This window comes from Bradyrhizobium sp. AZCC 2262, assembly GCF_036924535.1.
In the GTDB taxonomy this organism is placed as follows: Bacteria; Pseudomonadota; Alphaproteobacteria; order Rhizobiales; family Xanthobacteraceae; genus Bradyrhizobium.
In genome coordinates this window covers 6,871,071-6,891,848 of the sequence record NZ_JAZHRT010000001.1, presented here as the reverse complement: position 1 = coordinate 6,891,848, position 20,778 = coordinate 6,871,071, and the positions used below count along the sequence as shown (strand labels likewise).

Annotated in this window: 12 protein-coding genes and 1 tRNA gene; 7 read left to right on the top strand and 6 right to left on the bottom strand. The window is 61.9% G+C overall.

Features of this window, described 5'->3' with window-relative positions; translation table 11 throughout:
* Positions 1 to 11 precede the first annotated feature (11 nt).
* On the top strand, positions 12 to 725 hold the full coding sequence (locus V1283_RS32300; RefSeq protein WP_334390668.1) for a radical SAM protein: 714 nt from the start codon (positions 12 to 14) through the stop codon (positions 723 to 725).
* On the opposite strand, the gene V1283_RS32295 is transcribed toward V1283_RS32300, so the two are convergent.
* The 4 genes from V1283_RS32295 to V1283_RS32280 all read right to left on the bottom strand — a co-directional run bounded on the left by V1283_RS32295 (position 706) and on the right by V1283_RS32280 (position 6,939).
* The gene (locus tag V1283_RS32295; protein WP_334390667.1) at positions 706 to 2,205 is read right to left on the bottom strand and encodes a tripartite tricarboxylate transporter permease; all 1,500 of its coding nucleotides are present in this window, start codon (positions 2,203 to 2,205) and stop codon (positions 706 to 708) included. The genes V1283_RS32300 and V1283_RS32295 overlap by 20 nt on opposite strands.
* On the bottom strand, positions 2,205 to 2,690 hold the full coding sequence (locus V1283_RS32290; protein WP_334390666.1) for a tripartite tricarboxylate transporter TctB family protein: 486 nt from the start codon (positions 2,688 to 2,690) through the stop codon (positions 2,205 to 2,207). The genes V1283_RS32295 and V1283_RS32290 overlap by 1 nt, the downstream gene beginning before the upstream one ends.
* Positions 2,687 to 3,655 (bottom strand): Bug family tripartite tricarboxylate transporter substrate binding protein, encoded by a 969-nt coding sequence (locus V1283_RS32285; RefSeq protein ID WP_334390665.1) that lies wholly within the window; start codon positions 3,653 to 3,655, stop codon positions 2,687 to 2,689. Before V1283_RS32285 ends, V1283_RS32290 begins: the two co-directional genes overlap by 4 nt.
* A gap of 194 nt (positions 3,656 to 3,849) precedes the next feature.
* Complete coding sequence (locus V1283_RS32280) at positions 3,850 to 6,939, bottom strand: PAS domain-containing protein (protein ID WP_334393253.1); 3,090 nt, start codon at positions 6,937 to 6,939, stop codon at positions 3,850 to 3,852.
* A 300-nt stretch (positions 6,940 to 7,239) separates the two neighbouring features.
* On the opposite strand from V1283_RS32280, the gene V1283_RS32275 reads away from it, so the two are divergent.
* The 3 genes from V1283_RS32275 to V1283_RS32265 all read left to right on the top strand — a co-directional run bounded on the left by V1283_RS32275 (position 7,240) and on the right by V1283_RS32265 (position 8,629).
* Positions 7,240 to 7,623 (top strand): phasin family protein, encoded by a 384-nt coding sequence (locus V1283_RS32275; RefSeq protein ID WP_334390664.1) that lies wholly within the window; start codon positions 7,240 to 7,242, stop codon positions 7,621 to 7,623.
* A 253-nt stretch (positions 7,624 to 7,876) separates the two neighbouring features.
* Positions 7,877 to 8,311, top strand: coding sequence for a phasin (locus tag V1283_RS32270; protein WP_334390663.1), 435 nt, complete (start codon positions 7,877 to 7,879; stop codon positions 8,309 to 8,311).
* 241 nt (positions 8,312 to 8,552) lie between these two features.
* Positions 8,553 to 8,629 (top strand) — tRNA-His (locus V1283_RS32265).
* Positions 8,630 to 9,012: 383 nt separating this feature from the next.
* On the opposite strand, the gene V1283_RS32260 is transcribed toward V1283_RS32265, so the two are convergent.
* Both V1283_RS32260 and V1283_RS32255 read right to left on the bottom strand, forming a co-directional pair.
* Positions 9,013 to 9,591, bottom strand: a complete 579-nt coding sequence (locus V1283_RS32260) for a hypothetical protein (protein WP_334390662.1) — start codon at positions 9,589 to 9,591, stop codon at positions 9,013 to 9,015.
* A gap of 21 nt (positions 9,592 to 9,612) precedes the next feature.
* The gene (locus V1283_RS32255; RefSeq protein ID WP_334390661.1) at positions 9,613 to 10,350 is read right to left on the bottom strand and encodes a hypothetical protein; all 738 of its coding nucleotides are present in this window, start codon (positions 10,348 to 10,350) and stop codon (positions 9,613 to 9,615) included.
* Between V1283_RS32255 and V1283_RS32250 the strand changes: the two genes are divergently transcribed.
* The 3 genes from V1283_RS32250 to V1283_RS32240 all read left to right on the top strand — a co-directional run bounded on the left by V1283_RS32250 (position 10,324) and on the right by V1283_RS32240 (position 20,669).
* Positions 10,324 to 14,436 carry a hypothetical protein gene (locus tag V1283_RS32250; protein WP_334390660.1) on the top strand — a complete coding sequence of 1,371 codons (4,113 nt, stop codon included), beginning with the start codon at positions 10,324 to 10,326 and terminating at the stop codon, positions 14,434 to 14,436. The genes V1283_RS32255 and V1283_RS32250 overlap by 27 nt on opposite strands.
* Positions 14,437 to 14,444: 8 nt before the next feature.
* Positions 14,445 to 15,971 (top strand): YaaC family protein, encoded by a 1,527-nt coding sequence (locus V1283_RS32245; RefSeq protein ID WP_334390659.1) that lies wholly within the window; start codon positions 14,445 to 14,447, stop codon positions 15,969 to 15,971.
* A gap of 216 nt (positions 15,972 to 16,187) precedes the next feature.
* Positions 16,188 to 20,669: a hypothetical protein gene (locus V1283_RS32240; RefSeq protein ID WP_334390658.1), complete on the top strand. Its 4,482-nt coding sequence runs from the start codon at positions 16,188 to 16,190 to the stop codon at positions 20,667 to 20,669.
* The last annotated feature ends 109 nt before the right edge of the window (positions 20,670 to 20,778 follow it).

Below are 20,778 nucleotides of genomic sequence, written 5' to 3'. Positions count from 1 at the left end.
CAAATCCAAAAATGCCCGGGAAACAGGCGATCCGCAGGCGGATGCATTCCGGGCAGACTGGAAAGGGCAAGAATTGTGCCGTTCGTGATCTTCAAGAGCCGTCCCCCGCTAGAAAGCCACTTTGGCTAGGCCCGAAATGGGTCGGATATGCTGCGAACGTCCTATCCATCCTTTGGCACGCTGGAGAACCGTTGGTTGTGCCGCCAACCTTCTACCGGAAGGCATTTGACATTTTAGAAGAGTTTCGTCCTCCACAAGTGGGCCTTAAGCACTGCATCCAGTCGAACGGAACATTGATTAGTGACGAATGGTGCGCTCTCTTCCGCGACCACCAAGTCGAGATAGGAATAAGCATTGACGGGCCGCAAGAGCTGCATGATCGGTACCGGGTCTCGCGCAATGGGCGAGGTACATTTCACAGGACGGTGGCAGGTATCAAGCGGCTGAGGTCCTTTGGAATTCCATTCCATGTGATTGCAGTGTTGACTCGAGAATCGCTTCGCGATCCGGAAGTCATCTTTAGCTTTTTTGAGGAGCTTCAACCCAATCGCGTTCACTTCAACATCGAGGAAATTGAGGGAATAAATCGAGAGAGCTCCTTGAATTTTATCGAAGTGCGGGAAGAGTTAGCGCGGTTCCGCCAAGCGCGGGATAGCGGACATCGATCAAGCCGTGTTCACGAATCTGGATTAATGACTACTGAGCCTAATCCTCGCTCGCCTTGAACCGGCCCAGTCCCTTCAGCACGAACGGCGCCAGCAACGCAAACAGCGCGATGCCGAGCAGCGTGGCCGACATCGGACTTTGCAGCAGCACCAGGGGATCGCCGAGGCTGATGGCGAGCGCGCGGCGCAACTGGCTTTCGGCTATGGGGCCCAGGATGAGACCGACGACGACCGGCGCGATCGGAAAATCGAACCGGCGCATCAGAAAGCCAAGCACGCCAAAACCCGCCAGCATCGACAGTTCGACGACCGACGGCTTTGCCGCGATGGTGCCCATGGTCGCGAACACGAGAATGCCGGCGTACAGCCACGGCTGCGGGATCGCGAGCAGCTTCACCCACAGGCCGACCAGCGGCAGGTTGAGAACCAGCAGCATCACGTTGGCGATGAAGAGGCTCGCGATCAGGCCCCACACCAGGTCGGGCCGCTCGGCGAACAGCAGCGGTCCCGGGTTGAGGCCGTATTGCTGAAAGCCCGCCAGCATCATCGCCGCCGTTGCCGAGGTCGGAAGGCCGAGCGTCAGCAATGGCACGAGCGTACCGGCGGCGGAGGCGTTGTTGGCGGCTTCCGGTCCCGCGACGCCTTCGATCGCGCCCTTGCCGAATTCCTCCGGATGTTTCGCCAGCCGCTTCTCGGTGGAGTAGGACAGGAATGTCGGAATTTCGGCGCCGCCGGCAGGCAGCGCACCGATCGGAAAGCCGAACATGGTCCCGCGCAGCCACGGCTTCCACGACCGCTTCCAGTCCTCTTTCGTCATCCACAGCGAGCCGCGCACCGGCTCGATCTTCTCCTCGCTGTGGTGGCGGCGCGATGCGACGTAAAGCGCTTCGCCGACGGCGAACAGGCCGACAGCAAGCGTCGTCACCTCGACGCCGTCGAGCAGTTCGGGAATGCCGAAAGCAAGCCGGGCCTGTCCGGTGAGTTTGTCGATGCCGATCAGGCCGAGCGTCAGTCCGACGAACAGGCTGGTCAGTCCGCGGATCGGCGAATCTCCGAAGGTGGCGGACACCGTGACAAAGGCCACGCACATCAGCGCGAAATAATCTTCAGGGCCGAAGCGCACCGCGAAATCGACCAGCCACGGCGCCAGAAAGGCGAGACCAATGGTGGCGATGGTGCCCGCGACGAACGAACCGATCGCAGACGTTGCCAGCGCGGGCCCGCCGCGGCCGGCCTTGGCCATCTTGTTGCCTTCGAGCGCGGTCGCCATCGATGCGCTCTCGCCGGGCGTGTTGATGAGGATCGCCGTGGTCGATCCGCCATACATGCCGCCGTAATAGATTCCGGCGAACATGATCAGCGAGCCGCCGGGGTCGAGCTTGTAGGTGACCGGCAGCAGCAACGCGACCGTGAGTGCCGGACCGATGCCGGGCAGCACGCCGACCGCGGTGCCGAGGAACACGCCGATCAGCGCGTAGAGCAGGTTCATCGGCTGCACGGCGACAGCCATGCCATGCGCGAGCGCGGCGAAAGTTTCCATTACAGCAGTCTTTCCAGAGGCCCGGTGGGGAGGCTCAACGTCAGCAGCCGATCGAAAGCGAGATAGATCAGCGTGCTCATCACGAGCGCGATGGCGGAGTCGGCGAGAATGGCGCGTCGTCCAAAGGCCGCCGACGTGGTGACGAACAGTGCCGACGTCGCAAGGATGAAGCCGCCGCCGAGGCCGATGATGGCGATCAGCAGCGCCAGCCCGCCGAGGATCAGCAGGACAGCCCTGGGATCGGCGCTCTCGCGCGGCGGCAGGTTGCCGCGCAGCGCGTCGATCAGATTGCCGATCGCAAGCAAACCAAGTCCGATGGCGATGACGACCGGCATCACCTCGGGCCCCATGCCATACATCGTGGTGGTTGGCAGTTGCCGCGAGTCCCATACCAGCATCACGGCAAGTGCGGCGAGCGCGAGCGCAATAACGACACCGGCGCGGTCGACGCGCCGCGACGCCGGCCCCTGCGGAAGGTCTGTCATGACTTGACGAGGCCGACCGACTTCAGCACGTCGGTGACGCGCGCATTTTCCTTCTTCAGGAAGTCGGCGAACGCGTCGCCGGAAAGATAGGCGTCATCCCAGCCCTTCTGCTTGAGGATGTCCTTCCAGGCATCCGACTTGACCATGCTCTCCACCGCGTCGCTCAGGGTCTTGCGCTGGGCCGGCGTGATGCCGGGAGGTGCGACCACCGAGCGCCAGTTGGCCAGCACGAGGTCGATACCCTGTTCCTTGAAGGTCGGAATGTCGCTGCCGGCGATGCGCTTCTCCGACGTTATGCCGAGCGCGCGCAGCTTGCCGGACTTGATCTGTCCTTCATACTCGCTCATTCCGGAAATGCCCGCGGTGACTTTGCCGCCGAGAATCGCCGCCAGCGACTCGCCGCCGCCGGAAAATGGAATGTAGTTGACCTTCTTGGCGTCGGCGCCGATCGCGCCTGCAAACAACGCCGCCATCACATGGTCGACGCCGCCGGCCGAGCCGCCGGCAAACGTGACCTTGGCGATGTCGGCCTTCACGGCGGCGGCCAGATCCTGCGCCGTCTTGATCGGCGAATTCGCCGGCACCACGATCACCTGGATCTCTTCGGTGAGACGCGCGATCGGCGTCACCTGATCGAGCGTCACCGGCGATTTGTTCATGGCGAGCGCGCCCACCATGACGAAGCCGTTCACCATCAGCTGGTTGCCGTCGCCCTTGGCGCCGTTGACGAACTGCGCGATGCCGACGCTGCCGCCGGCGCCGGCCACGTTGGTGACCTGGACGCTGCGGGCGATCTTGGCGGCGACCAGCGCCTGCTGCATCGAGCGTGCGGTCTGATCCCATCCACCGCCGGGTGCTGCGGGCGCCATGATCTTGAGCTCGAGCTGCTGCGAGAGGGCAGGGCTGCCTGCTGCAAGTGTCAGCGCCACAGCCGCGCCGAACAGGCGCGTATGAAACGGAATCATGGGATTTCCTCCAGGCTCACGGCGAGCCATTGTGTGTCAATTCGCCGCATATCAGCCGGAAAAGCCGCCGCTGTCCAGAAGGACTGTCGCCCGTCGCGACACGTTCCGCAGCCAGGCCCATTCTACTTTGCATGGGGTTGTTTTCGATATTTTGTGTCCAACCCCTGCAGTGGACCGTCACGCGGCCAGCGGCGTTAGGCGCGCGCCACCGCGTGCGGAAACAAGATCTCGATGAGCGTGCCCGAACGGCTGCCGGTCTTGATCTGGAATTTGGCGCGGTTGGCTTCGACAAGGGCTTTGGTCAGCGACAGGCTGACGGCCGAACTCTCGGCCCGATCCGACGGCGCAGGCGTCCGGAACGGCTGCAGCGCGGCGGCGACCTCATTGTCGTTGAGGCCGTGGCCGGTGTCGCGGACACGCAGCATCACCTCGCCGAAATCGGACAGCGCGGTCGAGACGATGACCTGGCCGCCGGCATTGGCGAGATGGATCGAATTGCCGATCAGGTTCAGCGTGATCTGGCGCAATGCCCGCGCATCCGCGACGACGGGCGGCAGCATGTGTGCGAGCGACGTGCGGATGATGATGCGCTCGCGATTGGCTTGCGGCTGCAGGACCGCAACGCAGCTCTCGACCAGTTCGTTGAGGTTCTGGTTGGTGAAGGCGAGATCGAGTTTTCCGGTTTCGATCCGCGACAGGTCGAGCAGGTCGTTGATGATGGCGATCACGCGTTCGCCGGAGGCGCGGATGTCCTTCATGTATTCGAGGTAGCGCTCGTTGCCGAGCGCGCCGAAACGCTCTGCGATCATCACTTCGGAAAAGCCGATGATGGCGTTGAGCGGCGTCCGCACCTCGTGGCTGATCCGGGCCAGCACGTCGGCCTTGGCATTGGCGGCGCGTTCGGCCAGCCGCCGCGCCTCGCGCAATTCGCTCTCGGTCTGCTTGGCTTGCGACAGATCGCGGAACACCGCGAAGAAATTCGGGCCATCGGGGCGGGTGCGGCCCATGGTCATCGACAGCGGGATGATGCCGCCCCTGCTTTCGCGGACCAGCACCTCGCGGCCGTGATCGAGCAGGCTTTCGACGCCGGAAGCCTTGATGCCGGCGAGATATTCGAAGACGCCGTGCTGGCTTTCGGGCGCGAACAGCTCCGCGAGATTGCGTCGCGCGAGTTCGTCGCCGTTATGGCCGAACAGCGCTTCGGCGCTGCGGTTGGCCGCGTGGATGTTGCCCTCGGCGTCGAACATCAGGATGCCTTCGGCCGTGGTGTCGAGGATGGCGGCGAGGTCTTCGGCATTGGCATGGCCGACATCCGCCGGTTCGGAGCCGCCAGGCTCCGATACCGAAGGTTCGGAGGCGTCAGGCTCCGATGCAGGCTCGGCTCGCGCGATGGCGGCCGCGATCGCAACGCTCTCATGTTGCGTGCCTGAGAAGATCAAGGCCAGTGCCGAATCGCCGTCCCATGAAATCGTGTAGAGGCGGGCGTCTGCCGCCGATGACGGCGTATCTGCGTCTTCGGGCAGGCTTGCGGAGATCGTCACCGGTCTGCCGGTGTCCGACGTCGAGGAGGCGTTGGAGGTGCCGGGTTCGACATAGAGCGCGTCGAGGCCGCCGACATCTTCCAGCGCGTGCAGGCTCGGATAGCCCATCTGCGTCAGGAAGGCGGGGTTGGCATATAGCAGCCGGTCGAGCCGGTAGATCAGGATGCCGACCGGCAGCAAATCGAGCAGCGCCTTGTCGCGCGCGGTTTCGCCACGCGCCGGCGGCTCGGGCGGCGCCAGCCATTCGGGCGGCGCGCTCGCTGCTTCGTGCACAGCCGGTGCGGCCAGCGGGTCGAAGTTGGTTTCGCGGGCCTCGTCCGCCCCGTTGCCGTTCTCGATGTCGAGCCGCGCCGACAATTGCCGCGCGAGTTCGTCGAAGGCGCTGTTTTCAACCGGCGACAGCGACAGCGACTTCGCTTCGCCCGGGACGCGGAACGGCAGGACGTTTGCGGCAGCGTCTGCCGGCAACTCCGTTGCGGTTTCAGTCAGCGCGTCCTCGACGCCTTCCTCAACGCCTTCCTTGGGAGTTTCCACGTGCGTTTCCAAATCTTTTTGATGTGAAGGCTCTGCAGCAGAGGTTTTGGCAGCAATCGGTTCAGGCAATTCGTCTGATGAAGGCGATGCAACGCTGGCCGGCTCGGCAGATGGCGCAGCGGGCACTTCTTGCGGCGTCACCATTTCGCCGGACAACTCCGCCAGCCGTAGGGCGGCGAGCCGCGCGATGGCATCGAAATCGCGGCAGACGCCGAAACCGCGATAGCCGATGAAATTTCTCGCCGCATCGAAGATCGGCAGGCCGGACAGTTCGACGGGCAATGTGCTGCCGCCGTCCACCGGCCAGTTCAGCGTGATGCCGCTCCAGGTCGCGCCCGTCGCAAAGGCCTGCATCATCCGGCCGGTGGGATCGAATCCAAAAGTCTCGGCGATCTCGCGCCATGGCCGGCCGAAGGCGGCCGTAGTGCGCGGGCCGATCAACCCAACGAATTCGTCGGTGCCGAGCGTGAAGCGGCCTTCCCGATCCATCTGCCAGGTGAAGCGCAGCGGCAGGCGGCGCGCCTGCTGGCCGGCAAGGGCTTCGAGGCCAAATACGTCGACCGCGGGTGGCGCGCGCGAAATGGTTTCGGCCGCGGGCGGCTCGTCGGCGGCGGCAGGCTCGGCAAACGCATCGAACAACGCAAACCCGGCGGGCGCTTCGCCCGATGGTGCCGGCTGCTGGTCATCGGCAACCGGTCGCGGGGCAATCGGTTGCTCGATGACGGGCATGACGGGTGCGCTCGGTTGCGGCGGTCGCGCCGATGAAGGTGGCGCTGACGATGTGGCGGCCGGCGGCATCTCGCTGGCGGACTCCGTCTGCGCCGGGCGCGGCGCGAGCAGCGCGATGTTGCCGGCGGCGATCAGAACGCCGTGGCTGCCATCGGGAAAGTCGAACCGCGAAGCGCCGCAGGTCGCAAGCCCGCCGGGCGCCGCGCCAAATCCTTGCAAGCGCTCCAGCCGGATGGCGCCGTTCGCGAGCAACCGGCCTGCGAGCCGGGCGATCTGCCGCCGGTGCCGGTCGGCCGGCCCGAAGGTCTTTTCGGCAAGGGCTGGGGCACTGTCGGCGCCGAACAGGCGGGCGCCGGCCGGATTGGCCCACAGGATCCGGCTGCCGTCGGCGGTCCACAGCCAGGCGGGCAGGCGGCTTGCCGCATAGGCCGCCAATCGCGGATCGCTCGAGGCCAGCCAGTGAAATTCCGCACCCTGCATCGCGACTACATGACCGCCCGGCATCAGGATCGGCAGCCAGAATGCCGACAGCGTTAAGGGAACATTACTATCGCAAGCCGGCGGCGGCAGGTCCACGGCCCGGCGGTCCCGGCGGTAACCTTAGCCAGGGATAACCTTAATCCGGCCGCCGGCGGGACCCTTTGGCCGCGGGCTGCGTTGGGTGATGGTGAACGGCCGTTAAGGGTTCAAAGGGGAACCTCCCCGGCGCCGCATCCGTCCAGGATGCGGCCCCCCTGACGGTATCCGGACGCAATCCCAGCCAAGACAAAGGAACGCACCATGAGTGACGAAGTGCGAGACCGATTCGAGATACCCAAGGAAATGCGGTCGATGGCGGAAGCGAGCGTCGAGCAGGCCCGCAAGGCTTTTGAGAAATTCGTTGGCGCTGCGCAGACCGCCGCCGACTCCATCGAGGAGCGCAACGCCACGGTTCGCGCCGGCGCCAGGGATGTCAGCGGCAAGGCCATCGCCTATGCCGAGAAGAACGTGCAGGCCTCGCTCGATCACGCGCAATCATTGCTGAAGGCCAAGGATCTGTCCGAGGTGATGCGGCTACACAGCGAATATGTGCAGGCGCAAATGCGTGCGCTGGCGGAGCAGGCCAGCGAAATAAGCCAGACCGTCGGCAAGGCCGCCATGGATGCGGCGAAGCCAAAGGCCTGACCTGCCGCCATTGGCGAGAAGCCACTACGGGTAGCCTGTTGGAACCCGCATGCCGCGTTAAATTTGTGGCGACGCACCAGAAATTGCAGTGCATTGCACAAATTTGACACGATATGGGTGCTTATTGGGCGAGCCCGCGAATGGGCACTCCCGTGAATGTGTGTGTACGTGATCCCTTCGGCGTCCGGCCGACTGCCCGCCCGGCGTCCGCAAGGAGGAACATCGTTTAACCCCGTTGTGAAGGATGCAAGCCGTGACCAGCTCCACCGATCCCTTCTCCGCCTCCATCATTCCCTTCGAAGTCCCCGAGCAGATGCGCGCGCTTGCCGAAAAGGGCGTCTCGCAGGCCCGCGACAGCTACGCCAAGTTCAAGGATGCCGCCGAAACCCATAATGGCACCATCGAGGCCGTGTTCACCTCGGCCAGCAAGGGCGCCAGCGAGTACAACGCCAAGCTGATCGAGTTCTTCAAGGCCAACACCTCGTCCTCGCTCGATTTCGCGCAGGAGCTGTTCGGCGTGAAGACGCCGGCGGCGGCCATGGAGCTGTGGACCTCGCATGCCCGCAAGCAGTACGAGACCTTCACCGCCCAGGCCAAGGAGCTCGCCGAGCTCGGCCAGAAGGTCGCTTCCGAGACCGTCGAGCCGATCAAGGTCTCGGCCTCGAAGCTTTACAAGCCGGCCGCCTGATCGTTTCCGGTATTGATCACGGAAAGCCCGGGCGATCGGCCCGGGCTTTTTGCTGCCCAAGGGGATGATAAGGGACGATTTGGCGGGGCCGGCGGGGGCCGGCCGGAGGCCCCCCCCCAAATGAACGCAAAATGCCTTCCGGACGACGACAATCAGGCGCTTCGCGGCCTTGCCAAAGCGAGGCGTTGCACCTAGTTTCCGGCCCATTCGCGACCCCCTTTTTGGGGCCTCGCGCGACGATGCAGTTGTAGCTCAGTTGGTTAGAGCGCCTGTCTGTGGAACAGGAGGTCGGTGGTTCGAGCCCACCCAACTGTACCAGCCAAATCAGACGCTTAGACAAAATCTCCAAAATCCAAAGAGTGCTGTAGCTACCGTGTAGCTACCATGGCGCGGCTGATCCCGCTGATGACTTAAGTCGTTGGCTGGGAAATCGTGGTGGAGGGTTTCGGGAGCATCAGACCATGTCGTTCAAAACGACTGGGGTCGAGCGAACATTCTGCAGCGAGACCCAGCGCTTTACACTTTGCGTTTAGGAGTGCCCGCGGGTCGGCGAACAAACATCGACAATGCAACCCGGTCGCCTCGGACCGAAAACCAAGGCGATGGCGTGCTGACGATTTACCCAAGCACGTTACATGGCGGTTCCGCCCGTTGTGGCGGAACGCGGATGCGATATGCCACTTCGTTGCTCGACCGGTACGTTAGTGACATGAGTCGAAGGCGGTGGCTCGTCGGCCAGCCCATTGCAGATGTTCCCGAAACGTTCTAGAAGCTGGGACCACACGATGACGAAGGCCACACCGAAGAAGAAAGCTCCCGTTCAGCTCACTGCCGGAACCGGCTTCCGCAATGAGAACTGCATTGCCGCGCGCTTTCTTCTCGATCTCTTGGCCGGGACCAACAGGCTCGGTGCGGATTTCGGTAAAATCGACCGCGTGCAGTGGCAAGGACGCGACCTGGGCTGGCTTGCAGACGATCTTGTGATCGAGTGCTCGGCTTCCACCGGCAAGCGCGCCGCCGGCATTTCGATCAAAAGCGATCGGCAAGTCACGGGCGCGGGCTTTCCCCGGGACTTCGTCGCCACCATCTGGGCGCAATGGTTCGGCGTCAAGACCGAGCGTGTCCTTCGCGGCAGCGACGATGCGGTTGTTCTGATGGTCGGCACCCTGTCGCAGGATGTCGAAGACGCCTGGTCGAACCTGGTCAGCGATGCCCTGATCACGACGCCCAACCGTATGCTCACCCGGCTCGCCGAGCCCGGAGCCGACGACGGCGCGCAATCGTCGGCGTTGCAGCGCGCGCTATTCGACAGCCTGCGGTGCCCCGATGCGCTTCGCAACGAAGGCGACGCCAGCGATACCGCGGCGATGCAACTCCTTTGCCAAGTGCGATTGATGCGGTTCGACTTCGAGGCCACGCCGTCGCGCGATCATGACCACGCGCTTCGCGATTGCCAGAATGTTTTGCGGTCTGGCGATGCCGAAGAGGCCAAGAGCCTCTGGTCCCGCCTCGTTGCCATTGCGGACGCCAAAAGGGCCGGCGGATCGCTCGACCTTGCGGGCGTGCTTGCTGAGCTGGGTGGCGAGTTCAATCTGCGCGACCATCCGGACTATCGGCACGATTGGGAAGCCCTCGACCGCTCGAGCCGCGAGCTTATGGCCGATATTCGCAGCCGGATTTCCGGCTTGCCTCCGCTGCCTCGCGATGACGCGCGCGCCAAAGTGCTCGACTGCCTCAATCGGGGCCGCGCGTGCTTTCTCATTGGCGAGTCCGGAAGCGGGAAGTCCGCGCTGGCGAAGCGGATTGGCGAGGGCGATTACCGCCGGTGCCTGTGGCTCGCCGAAACCACGATCGACTACGACACGGAAGCCGCGTTCGAACGCGATATCGGTATTGTTCATCCGCTTTGCGACATTCTGTCCGCCTCGCCCGAGCCGTGCCTGATCGTCTTCGACAGCTTCGAGCGCTACTCGCCGCATGCGCAACGCCTCGCACTCCGCTGGATGCAGGCTTTGCTCGCCGAAAACGGTCCGATGCACGTGCATCTTCTGGTGACAGGCCAGGTCGAGCCGGCGCCTAAGCTTATCCGTATCTTCATCGAGGCCGGCTTGCCTGCCACCCTGCACGGAACGACGCAACTCGATCTGCCATCGGTCGACGACATTCAAAGCCTTGTTGCTCCGATCTCGGAGTTGCAATGGGCATCGTTGCGGCCCGAGCTTCGGCCCTTGTTGACGAACCTGAAAATCCTTGACTGGCTGGTCGCGGCAGCGCGAACCGGAAAGGCAATCAATCCAGCCTCGATCATTGGCGTCAGCCACATGGTCGATGCGCTCTGGGAACGCTGGGTCGAAGGCGACACCGACCAGCTTGGCCGCTCGCATCTCCTCATGCGGCTTGGCACGCTCGAAGGCGACACGCTTCTCGCCAGTGTGCAGCGTACCCAGTTGGAACAAAGCGAGCAGGCCGCGCTGGGAAGCCTGACTGCCTCGGACCTTGTGCGCATCCGCGACCAGCGCGTACGATTTACCCACGACATGCTTGGCGACTGGGCTCGGCTGAATGTACTGATCGGCGAGCCGGGTCTTGGCGCGCCATCTGTCCGCGCCCGTGCGAAGCTGCCACGCTGGCATCGCGCGATGCGCCTCTTTGGACAGCGGCTTCTCGAACAGGCCGACGATGGCCCCGATCGCTGGCGGCAGGCCGTCGAGGGGCTGGAGGATGGTACCGAGGAAGGTGCGATTATCCGCGATCAACTCCTTGAAGCGCTGTTTCTTGCGACGAATGCAGTCGCGCTGCTCCAGCGCAGTTGGGAGGCTTTAACGGCAAATCGCGGCCGCCTTCTCGGGCTGATGCTCGGGCGTTTCATGTTTGTCGCGACGCTGCCAGATCCGCGGATTGGCGCGCTCTTGTCCGCGACAGAAAGCAAGAGCGAGTGGGATCACCTGTTCCGGCTGCCGTATTGGCCTTATTGGGGGCCGATGCTGACCGTGCTCAACGGGCATCGCGACGAGGTTGCGCGACTTGTCCCCCATGCGGCCGCCAAGCTTTGCGCGCTGTGGCTCAAGTCGGTCCCGGTCGAACTGGACGAGGGGCAACCGATGCCCTGGCGGAAAGAGGCCGCCGAACTGGCCTTGGCCATTGGCCGCGAAGTCCAGGCGCTCAACGCCGAGGGCAACTATTATTCCGACGGCCACGACAAGCTTGTCTACGAGGCGGTGTTATCCGCCGCGCCAGAACTGCCAGACGAAGTTGCGCAGCTCTGCCTTGAACTTGCGGAGCGGCGCGATCTTGACTCGGCAATAACCACGCGTGTCCAACAGGCGCATGAACGTCAGCGCGAACAACGGCGCCAATTTCTGGAAGCGAATCCGGAAAGACAACGTCGGCGACAGTTCATTCCGGCCTTTCCGCGCGGCGAATTGCGTGATGCTTGGCCAGATGGCCCGCGCAACGGCGTGCAGAATGCATTTCAAGAGGCCTGTCTCGACTCCGGAGCTTTTACAGCGCTCGCGCGCGCACGGCCCGACGCCGCTCTCGAGGTGTTGTTGGCGGTCTGCATCGAATCCCCTCAGCACGAGGATTTCGGTCGCAGCTCAATGCCGGAGACCGGCCTTGATCACTGGAACGGCGGCGATCCACCCCTGTACTGCCGCGGGCCTTTCCTTCAGTTTCTGAAGGAGGCGCCGGATCAAGGGCTGTCCTTTGCGCTGCGGCTCGTTAATTTCGCCAGCCGGCGGTTCTGTGAAGGTGACGGGCTCAATGTTCGCATCGGAAATGAAACCCGCCTTTGGTGCGGCAATTCGAACGTCTTTCGTTGGCATCACGATTGGCCGGTTACGTTCGGCTCGATGATTCACTGCGTGCTGATGGCGGTAGAGCGGTGGCTCTATGAGAGGATCGAACGCGGCGACGATGTCGATCCGTGGATCAACCGCATTCTGAGTGAAAGCGAGTCGCTTGCCTTCGCTGGCCTTCTGCTCGATGTCGGGAAGTACCGCCCGGCTCTGTTCGCCGGTGTGCTGACGCCGCTCCTCCAGAACTGGCTGCTTCTCGATTGGGATCGCCAAATTGTCACGCTGCGCAGATCGGGCGGTTCTGATCCCATAGGCCTTTGGGCATATCAGCCCGGTGCCATGATTGAGCTTGGCCGGGCCTGGTATCGAATGTCGCATCGACAGGACATGCTGCTCTATATCGGCGGCGGCATCGTCGAAACGTTGGTCGCCGATGAAGCAGAGCGGCCCTTTCTTGCCCAATTGCGGGCGGGATGGATTTCGGACCTCAACGGAGAGGAACAGCCCGAAGCTCTTCGTCTGCTGAGCGAACGCCTGGATCCCGGCAACTACATCTTCGAGGTGCGCGACGGGAAACGCGTGGCCGTCAGTTTCGATTGGTCGGAAGAGGTCAAGCAGAAAAATCAAGAAGACCTTCGGCGCATCGCCACGGATCAGACCATCACCAGCTTTCCCTTCCAGATGCGGCAACTGCTCGATTCAGACGAGCGATTTTCGCAAGACCAACTCCCCCAGTTTTGGGAATTTGTCCAGGGACTTGAGGACCTTTCGCCACGGCTCGCCAATGACGGTGATCCGCTGCATCACATCGAGGACTTGCTCTGCGGAGCTATCGCGGTGCTCGTCGTCAAGCATCGCGACTGGCTCGCGGCCGACTCGGAACGCTTGGCGTGGTGTCGCGGCAAGCTGGCATCCGTGGTTCGTCAGCCGCCTGCGCCGCTGCGCTTCGACTCCGCCGAGGCCAACGGCGACCGGCAGTGGGATTCCTTTGCCGGCGAAGCCGGCATCGCACTTCTTGCCGATGACCAGAACGACCTCCTCGCCCGCCGTCTCGTGGCGGCCTGCGTCCTCTCTTTCCATTACAGCACGACAAGCCGCACGCTGATCCGCGCTTCTCAACGCCGGGAACAGCTCGGCGAGGACTTCGATCGAATGCTTTGCTTGGCCGTCTGGTGGGCCGGCCAGCGTCCCGCCCTTGGCTTCGCGCAGAGATTCAGGACCGATACTGAGGCCGAGGACGATCAAGCTGGCAAAGAAGCGCTGATCGGGGAATTTGCCGAACGGCGGTTGTCGGCTGAGCTGCCCGATATTGTCGAATTGAGCGCGCAGGCCGAGCGCGAGATTGATGCCATTCGCGCCCGGCAATTCCCAGAATCAGAGCGCATTCGTCGCCGCGAGATCAGCACGTATCGCCCCGGCAGTGAGGTCGAAACCCTTCATCGCGGTCGGCTCAGCGTCGATACTCGCATTATTTCGGCGGCGTTCGCCTGGCTGGACCTCGCGTCGGCGCGGCCCGACGAGCGGGCCAAGTGGCTCGGTTTCGTTCGCGCGTTTCTTGATATCACGCTGGGGCTGGTTCCCGTAATCATCGACCCGCGGCGTCAGCGGTGCGAGGATCATCCGGACGAATTTGATACTTGGGTTTATGGCATCGTGGCTCGCACAATTCCCTGCATGACAACCGCCGAAGATCATCGGACGCTATGGCAACCGATCCTCGACCGTGGCCCGGCAGCGCATCAATGGATCGAACGGTTCTTCTGGGAGTGGTTCACCGACGGTGTGCGGGCTGCACAAACGCCCGAGCGCTTCACCGCAATCTGGAGCGCGATGATCGAGTACACGCTGCAAAGCCCGTCATGGGATCCCGCCACAGGTCGATCCTATGATCTCGATGATGCCGTTTTCGGGCTTCTCGGCTTTGGCACAAGGATCAACAAGATCGGCGAAAGGCCGGAGTTCGCGGCCGCGCTTTCCGGCATGGAAGGTCTCTTCGCGAGGGTTGCCGAGCGGTGGTTCAAGACGTCGAAACTGGTTTCCGGCTTTCTCTACTGGGTCACGCAGCCCGCAGCCGCCGGTCTCCTTGTTCCCGCAATCAGGTGGCTTGCGCCGGTTGTCCCGACTTTCGATTCCTATGATTGGCGGGATGGCCTTGAAGGAAATCTGATTGCGTTCCTGCGTGCCTGTTGGGAGCGCAAGGGTGAGCAGATTTCGGTCGATCTCGATCTGGAGCGGGATTTTCGAGCATTGCTGGCGACTGTCGTTTCCCGGGGAAGCCACGCCGCTATCGCTCTTCGGGATCATGTCGTCGGCTCCGCGGCCGCTTGAGCATCGCCATGCAGGCCTCCGATCCTGGACAAAAAATGCGCATGGATATCCTCCACAGAGACGCCGAACAGAAAATCTTTGAAAAACTCCGTACCCATAATTGGTCGGAGAAGATCGAACGCGAATTCCCGGACGGCCTCATCATTTCTGCCGAACGCGGCGGCCATCGTCACACCATCGCGCTGATTTACAGCTCCGCCACCGACAACAAGATTTACAAGTCTCTCGCTGCCGAGGTTGAACACATCTTCATCAATGGCCAGCCTTACCTCGTCGAACAGTTCACCCAAGGCGTTACCAAGCCCGTCGGTTCGGTCGATGATTTCCATGAAGTGCTCTTGGAATGGAATAGAGTGAGTGCCGATGGAAAGTTTGTGCCCGACGGCCAAGAGATGGCGCCAGTAGCCGACCCGACGATCCTCAGGCCGCGGTTGCTTCTTTCCGACGAGCCGATCGAGGCAATCTGGTTGCGGCTGCGCCAGCTTCAAAGCGTCACGCTCGCGCGTAAGATGATCGAGGCTCGCGCGGCAGCCGAACATGTAGCGCTGGGCGTCGATAAGATGCAGTCAAAGGCTCAGGGCGTAGCCTACGCGTTGCGCAACGCATCTGACTACTTTCAAGCCAGGGATGGGCAACCCTTCAGCCAGCGGGTGCTCAATCTCTACTACGGCAGTCTCTCTTTTGCTTTTGCGGAAATGCTTGCCGCGCCACGTGGCGCGAAGGCGCTTTCGGACATCGAGGACAGCACTAAGGCCGGTCACGGGCTCTATACCGTCGATGGAGTATCCGACGGATTGGAGCAAATCGTTGTCGGTGTCTTGCCTGCCGGATTTTTCCCGGCTTGGGCGAAAACGATGGGCACGCAGATCACGCAATTCCCCGACAGCAAGCCGCGCCGCTATAGTGAGCTCGTGTCGGCGCCAGAGCATAGTTGGCTCACGATCGAATCTCTGTTTGCTTCGATCCCAGAGCTGTCCGACCTGTTTTCCAATATATTTACGGCGAAGCCACGCTGGATCATGCCGGTCTACGATCAAACGGCAAATCGAGGCATGTCTTTGTTCGGCGATCAGAAACCTGTAACCCGCAGCTATGTCCTTCTGGTCGATGATACAGGGCGCGTGACCAAAGAGGACATTGCGTTGTTTCCTGGGCCGATCAGCGAAATCGGCGAGGTGCCCCCCGAAGGCGGCGGCCGTCATTTTCGGGTTGCCGTGGAACATCCGTCTGAAAAGCTTTGGTGGGACAGCCTTCATGTCCACCACAGTCCTTTTCAACAAAACGCTCTCATTCTCCCTATCTTTGGCGTGATTGGCGAATACCGGGCGATATCTGTCGTTCTTCTCTATGCGCTATCCATCATTGTGCGCTATCGCCCGAGTATCTGGCGGCGCGTGCAAGAGGGCGACCTCGACCATATGCGCGTGATTATCGACGCCTTTTTAGCCGTCGTCGAACGCATTTTGCCCGAGCAGTTCTTGGCCAAGGTCACAGGCCAGCAGATCGTGGCGAAACACTCCGGTTCATTCTTTTAAGACGAGCGACGATTTCGCGAGGACGAATTTTGCCATTCCCAATCCAACCACACGGTTCCGAACCTGAAAGCGATTTCCAGTTTCAGAACACGCTCGGCTTGCGCAAGGCGATTATATCATCAAACGGCGCGGCCGAAGGTCTCAGGACATCATTCTCGTTACCCCATGGGGACGTCAGCTTTCGGCGGTGCATGCGGCAACGGACTGGGGTGCGAAATGAACAATAGTGGGGGCCAAGTCGCAATACGCGGCTTCCTCTACCAGATCCTTTGCAGCCTCGGGCAGGTTGCCAGCCTGGCGCTGACGGACGACGGGCAGGAAGATGCGACGCTTACGCTGGAGCCGCCTGCCGGTGATCTTGCCGTTGCGGAACAGTCCATCTTCGTCGTCGAACAGTTCAAGAGCAGGCGGACTAGCCGCGCGTGGACAACAGGTGAACTCATCAAGCGGGTCTTGCCCGATCTTCTCGATGCCGCTCGCGCGGCGCCGGTCGGTACACCTTTGAGGCTCCGGTTTGTGACGGACGGTACCTGTCAGGTGGACGATCTGCAGCGCTTCCTCGCTTTGGTGCGTAGCTCGGATGCAGGCGGCGTTCTAAACATGCGGAGCCATAAGATTCCGTCCGAAGGCGCTATGGTCACGCCGGTTGAATATCTGTCGATGCTTGCGGAACGCCTGCAGTGCAGCTCCACTGACGACAAGGCCCTGCTGCGGCTTCTTTCCGCCCTCGAGATCGTCGACAAATTCGACGTCGCACAGGTCACCCGGTGCATTGATGCCGTCCTCGGCAGGCTGGTCGACGCGCGCGAGGATATCGAAGGTAAACGTAACGAACTTGTCGGCCGGCTTTTTGAAGTCGCTCAGCACGGTGGGACAATCGAAGTCAGACAGTTTCTCGGGCAGGCCGGCTTGAATGTCGCGCGGCTTGGCATCGTTGCACGCCTGCCGTCTGTTCTGGAGGCGGACCTCACCCATGCCTGCCGCATGTTGGGCTACGAGCCCAGCGCGGATGTCCGGCCGCTATCTGCCCCTTCAGAGACTACGGCCGTCTTTGTGATTGCGGGAGAGGGGGGACAGGGCAAGAGCTGGACTCTTGCCAGCCTCGCTTATGACCTGCAACGACGCGGAGATCTGGTGATCCTGTTGTCTGGCCAGGACGACCTGCAGGCTGTCGAACGGGCAATCGTGGGACGCATATGGCATTCGGTGGGATTTGACAGGCCGTCGCCCATCAACGTGATTGCAGAACGCCTGTCGCGTGAATTCCGGAACGATGAGCGCTTCTGGTTGACCGTATGTCTGGACGATGTCCAGAACGCCAGGCTGCTGCGCGACATCGCCCTCGAAAACTGGGCTCGGCTTGGGATACGTCTGATCGTCTCTGCATCCTCACGACTTGCAGAGCGTATCGCGGCACAATGCCCGGGCGCGCAAAGCATGGCAGTGACGGATTTTTCCCTGCAGGAGCTGCGCCGGTATCTCCGGTCGCGACAACTTGAATTCGATCAGTTGCCGGACGACGTCGCTGCCCTGCTGCGTCGGCCAATCCTGGCAAATCTTTATGGCCGCGTCGCAGAGCGTGGCTGGCTGCCGCAAAATGAATACGTCCTCATCGATCGCTTCTGGAAGAGAGCAACAGACCAATTTGGCGAGCAGTCGGACCATCCAAGCGACAAGCATCACCTTATACGTCTCGCTGCCACGGTTTTTGCGCCACGCGTTCAGTATCCGTGGCCGGATGCACAAATTCGGGATGCAGAGCTCAGCGACGAAGCGAGACTGAGGTTGATCGACGCCGGCCTGCTCCAGGCAGTGGAGGGCGGCGTGGCCATGGGCCACGACCGGCTCCTCAATTGGGCGGTCGCTGTCGGGCTTTGCGACGCAATCCGCGCCGGTCGGATGCCCATTGCAGAAGCCGGCGACATTCTCAGGCGCATTTTCCGCATCGATGGCGACTGGACCCAGGACTTTGCGAGCCGGAGACTCGGTTATGTCCCAATGGACCTGTTGTGGCTCCTCCTGAAGCACAACTCGATCGTGGCCGTGGCGCAACTCATCCGGAGGCTTTGCAGCACCCACGACCTGCGCGTCACCGAAGAGGATTTCTGCCGGCAGATGCTCCCCACGCTGGGCGTGGCACTCCTGCCAGCAGTGCCAGTCGTGCTGAAGCAGCCATTGAGTGGCGATCATCATCGGCTTGTTGCGCGTGAGATCGGCCAATGTCTTATCGTCCAGGCCCGCGATTACGGCGTCGATGTTTCCGGGACGGTGACGCAGCTCCTCGATCTAGACAACAGGGACGCCGACACCGCGGCGCTGACGGCTCTCTCAACCGTGCCGGTACCGGTTTTGCTTGACCGCGTCTGGGCGATACATTTGCACCGCGAAGCCGATTTCGCGTCGGAATCGCGCGAAACCCAAGCCCGAAAATATTTCGAGGTCGAGGAAAGCTTTGCTGCACTTGTTCCAAGCGCCCGCGAGGACCCGGAATGGATTGCGCGCACGGTCTGCGGCCACACCGACCGCAAGGACCAACTCGTCTACTTGCTGCTGCGCTTGCCGCACGATCAGGCCAAACCTTTGTGGGTTCGGTTGCGGCCAGCGCTGTTCGTTGACGTGTCCGAAAACCGAGGCTGCTTGGCGCAGGGGCTGCGCGCCTTCGGTTCGGATCAGGATATCGACTTCATCGAAAGATGGATTCTAGAAGGTGGCGACAAATTCGAGCAGGCCCTCCGCTTCGACACGCTCGTTCGGCTGGCGCCATGGCGTGCCTTGAACATCCTGCCTGTGATGCGGCAATCACTCCTGACGTCAACGACCAATTGGTGGTTGCCGGGGCTCTTTCTGGCGACGGGCGCCCACGCGAACGCAGCGCTGCTGGCAGTTTTCGACGGCAGTTTTGAAGGAATTCGCGATCTTGCGATCATCTACCAGCAATGGCAGGAGCAGCTTGATGCCACAACACTCCGCCGTATTCTTGACATGCTGGCAGACAAGCTCGCTGACATGGAGCCACAGACCGAGTGGAGGCCAGGCGGTGTGGGCCATCTGATGCGGCTGGGTGCCAGCCTCTATCGGCCGGATCTCCTCTTTGTTCTGGCAGAATATCGCGGAAGCCGGCTGGAGATGCTTCTGCTCGATCGCGCCGTTCGCCTGACGGGACGTAACAGTCTGAGCATCGACTGGGATTCCAGGTTATTTCGAGACCTCTTGTTCAAGCTCGGCGGACAGGCCTTCGGTCAGTTCGTGCTTGAGGAGCTGCACCGTGAGAGCGAATTCGCTCGCGTCGATGGCTTGCGCGATGCTCTCCTGGTCTCAACAAATGAAATATCCGCAAGGATTCGCGATATCGCCTCGAGAGCGCCGACCCGCGAAGAGCAATACAACCTCATCAATGTATTGGCAATCAGAGGCGAACGCGCATCGGTCCTCACGTTGCTGCGATCGGGGGCGGCCCTTGCTTTATCGGCACTACCTTACCTGGCACAGCTTGAGCCGCTTGGTGACGCCGACGCTGCTAAAGCGATAGCCGACCTTGCCGACCCCGATGAGGCGAGCCGCAAGGCTGCCTTGATGACGCTCGGGATTTCCAAGCGACGGGACGTTGGTGCGGCCATCATTAAACATCTCCAATCCATCTCAGCGGCAAGCGCGGAGGCCATCATCGCCGTGTTCGCCTTGCAGGAGCTGGGCGTTTATGACCTACGACTCAATCAGAAACTGACCGCCATGCTGGGTGATGAACGTCAGGCCGACAGGGTGGCGCAGTACCTTCTCGAGCAATCTGAGCCCGAAGCTCATGCGCCGCTCCTAGCGCATTTCGCGAACCATCCGTTGCACAGGATGCGAAGCGGTGAGCTAAGCTGGGCATTCGCACTCTTGCGCTTTCAGGACGGCGCCGAAACTGCACGCACGTTCCTGCGGCGGCTCGGTCAGAGCCCCGTGGCTTTCGGAATGGAGGGCTATATCCAACGGGAGTTGCTGAAGGCAGGCGATGAAGCCGCTCGCGAAGCCCTCTACGAGCTTGCGTGGGGGACGGCAAGGCGCGGCAACGGGTCGGCTGCCGAGGCCATATCCGCACTGGCGACATTTGATCCAGAAACCGCATTCGAAGCTGCCCAGCGGCAATTGTGGGAGGAGTTCGACGCGGCGATCGCGACGCGTCTATTTGCAATAGATGCTGTTCGGGCGACAGATGCCGTGCTGAAGGAGTTCTATTTCCATCAAAGCCGGAAAGACCGCCAGATGATAGCGCGGTTGCTGCGATGGATGGCTGATCCAACATTGCTGCGGGAAACGCTGTTGGGTTTTTGTCAGTCCGATGCTCCACAACGGCGCAGGGCAGCCTGCGAAATTCTCGGCTGGCAAAAAGATGCGACGCTGGCGGATTGCCTTCACGTCCTGACGCGTGACGTCGAAAAAGACGTCGAGGACGCAGCGCTTCAGGCACTGCAACGCCAACGGCACCAGGCGATCGCCGGCGAATTGCTTCACCAAGTCCCGACGGTACCGGCCGGCGAGCGCTTTTGCCTGCTCGCTGCGCTTACCGAGGTTGCCGACCCGTACTTGCTACAACACGCCGATGACCCGTTGTGCCTGGATTCCATAAAGGAGCAAATGCCTCCCGGATACGAGCTCGTGCTGCGCTCCTGGCTTTGCGAGGCCGTGAAGAAAGCGGACGACGTCAAAGCTGATTGAAGGTAAATGCGCCTACATTCCTCAATTCCTTTTCCAGAAGCTCCTGAAGTGTGTGCATGATTTTCTTTCCGCTCAGAACCAACCGGAGCTGCCTGCTGCCAGCATCAAT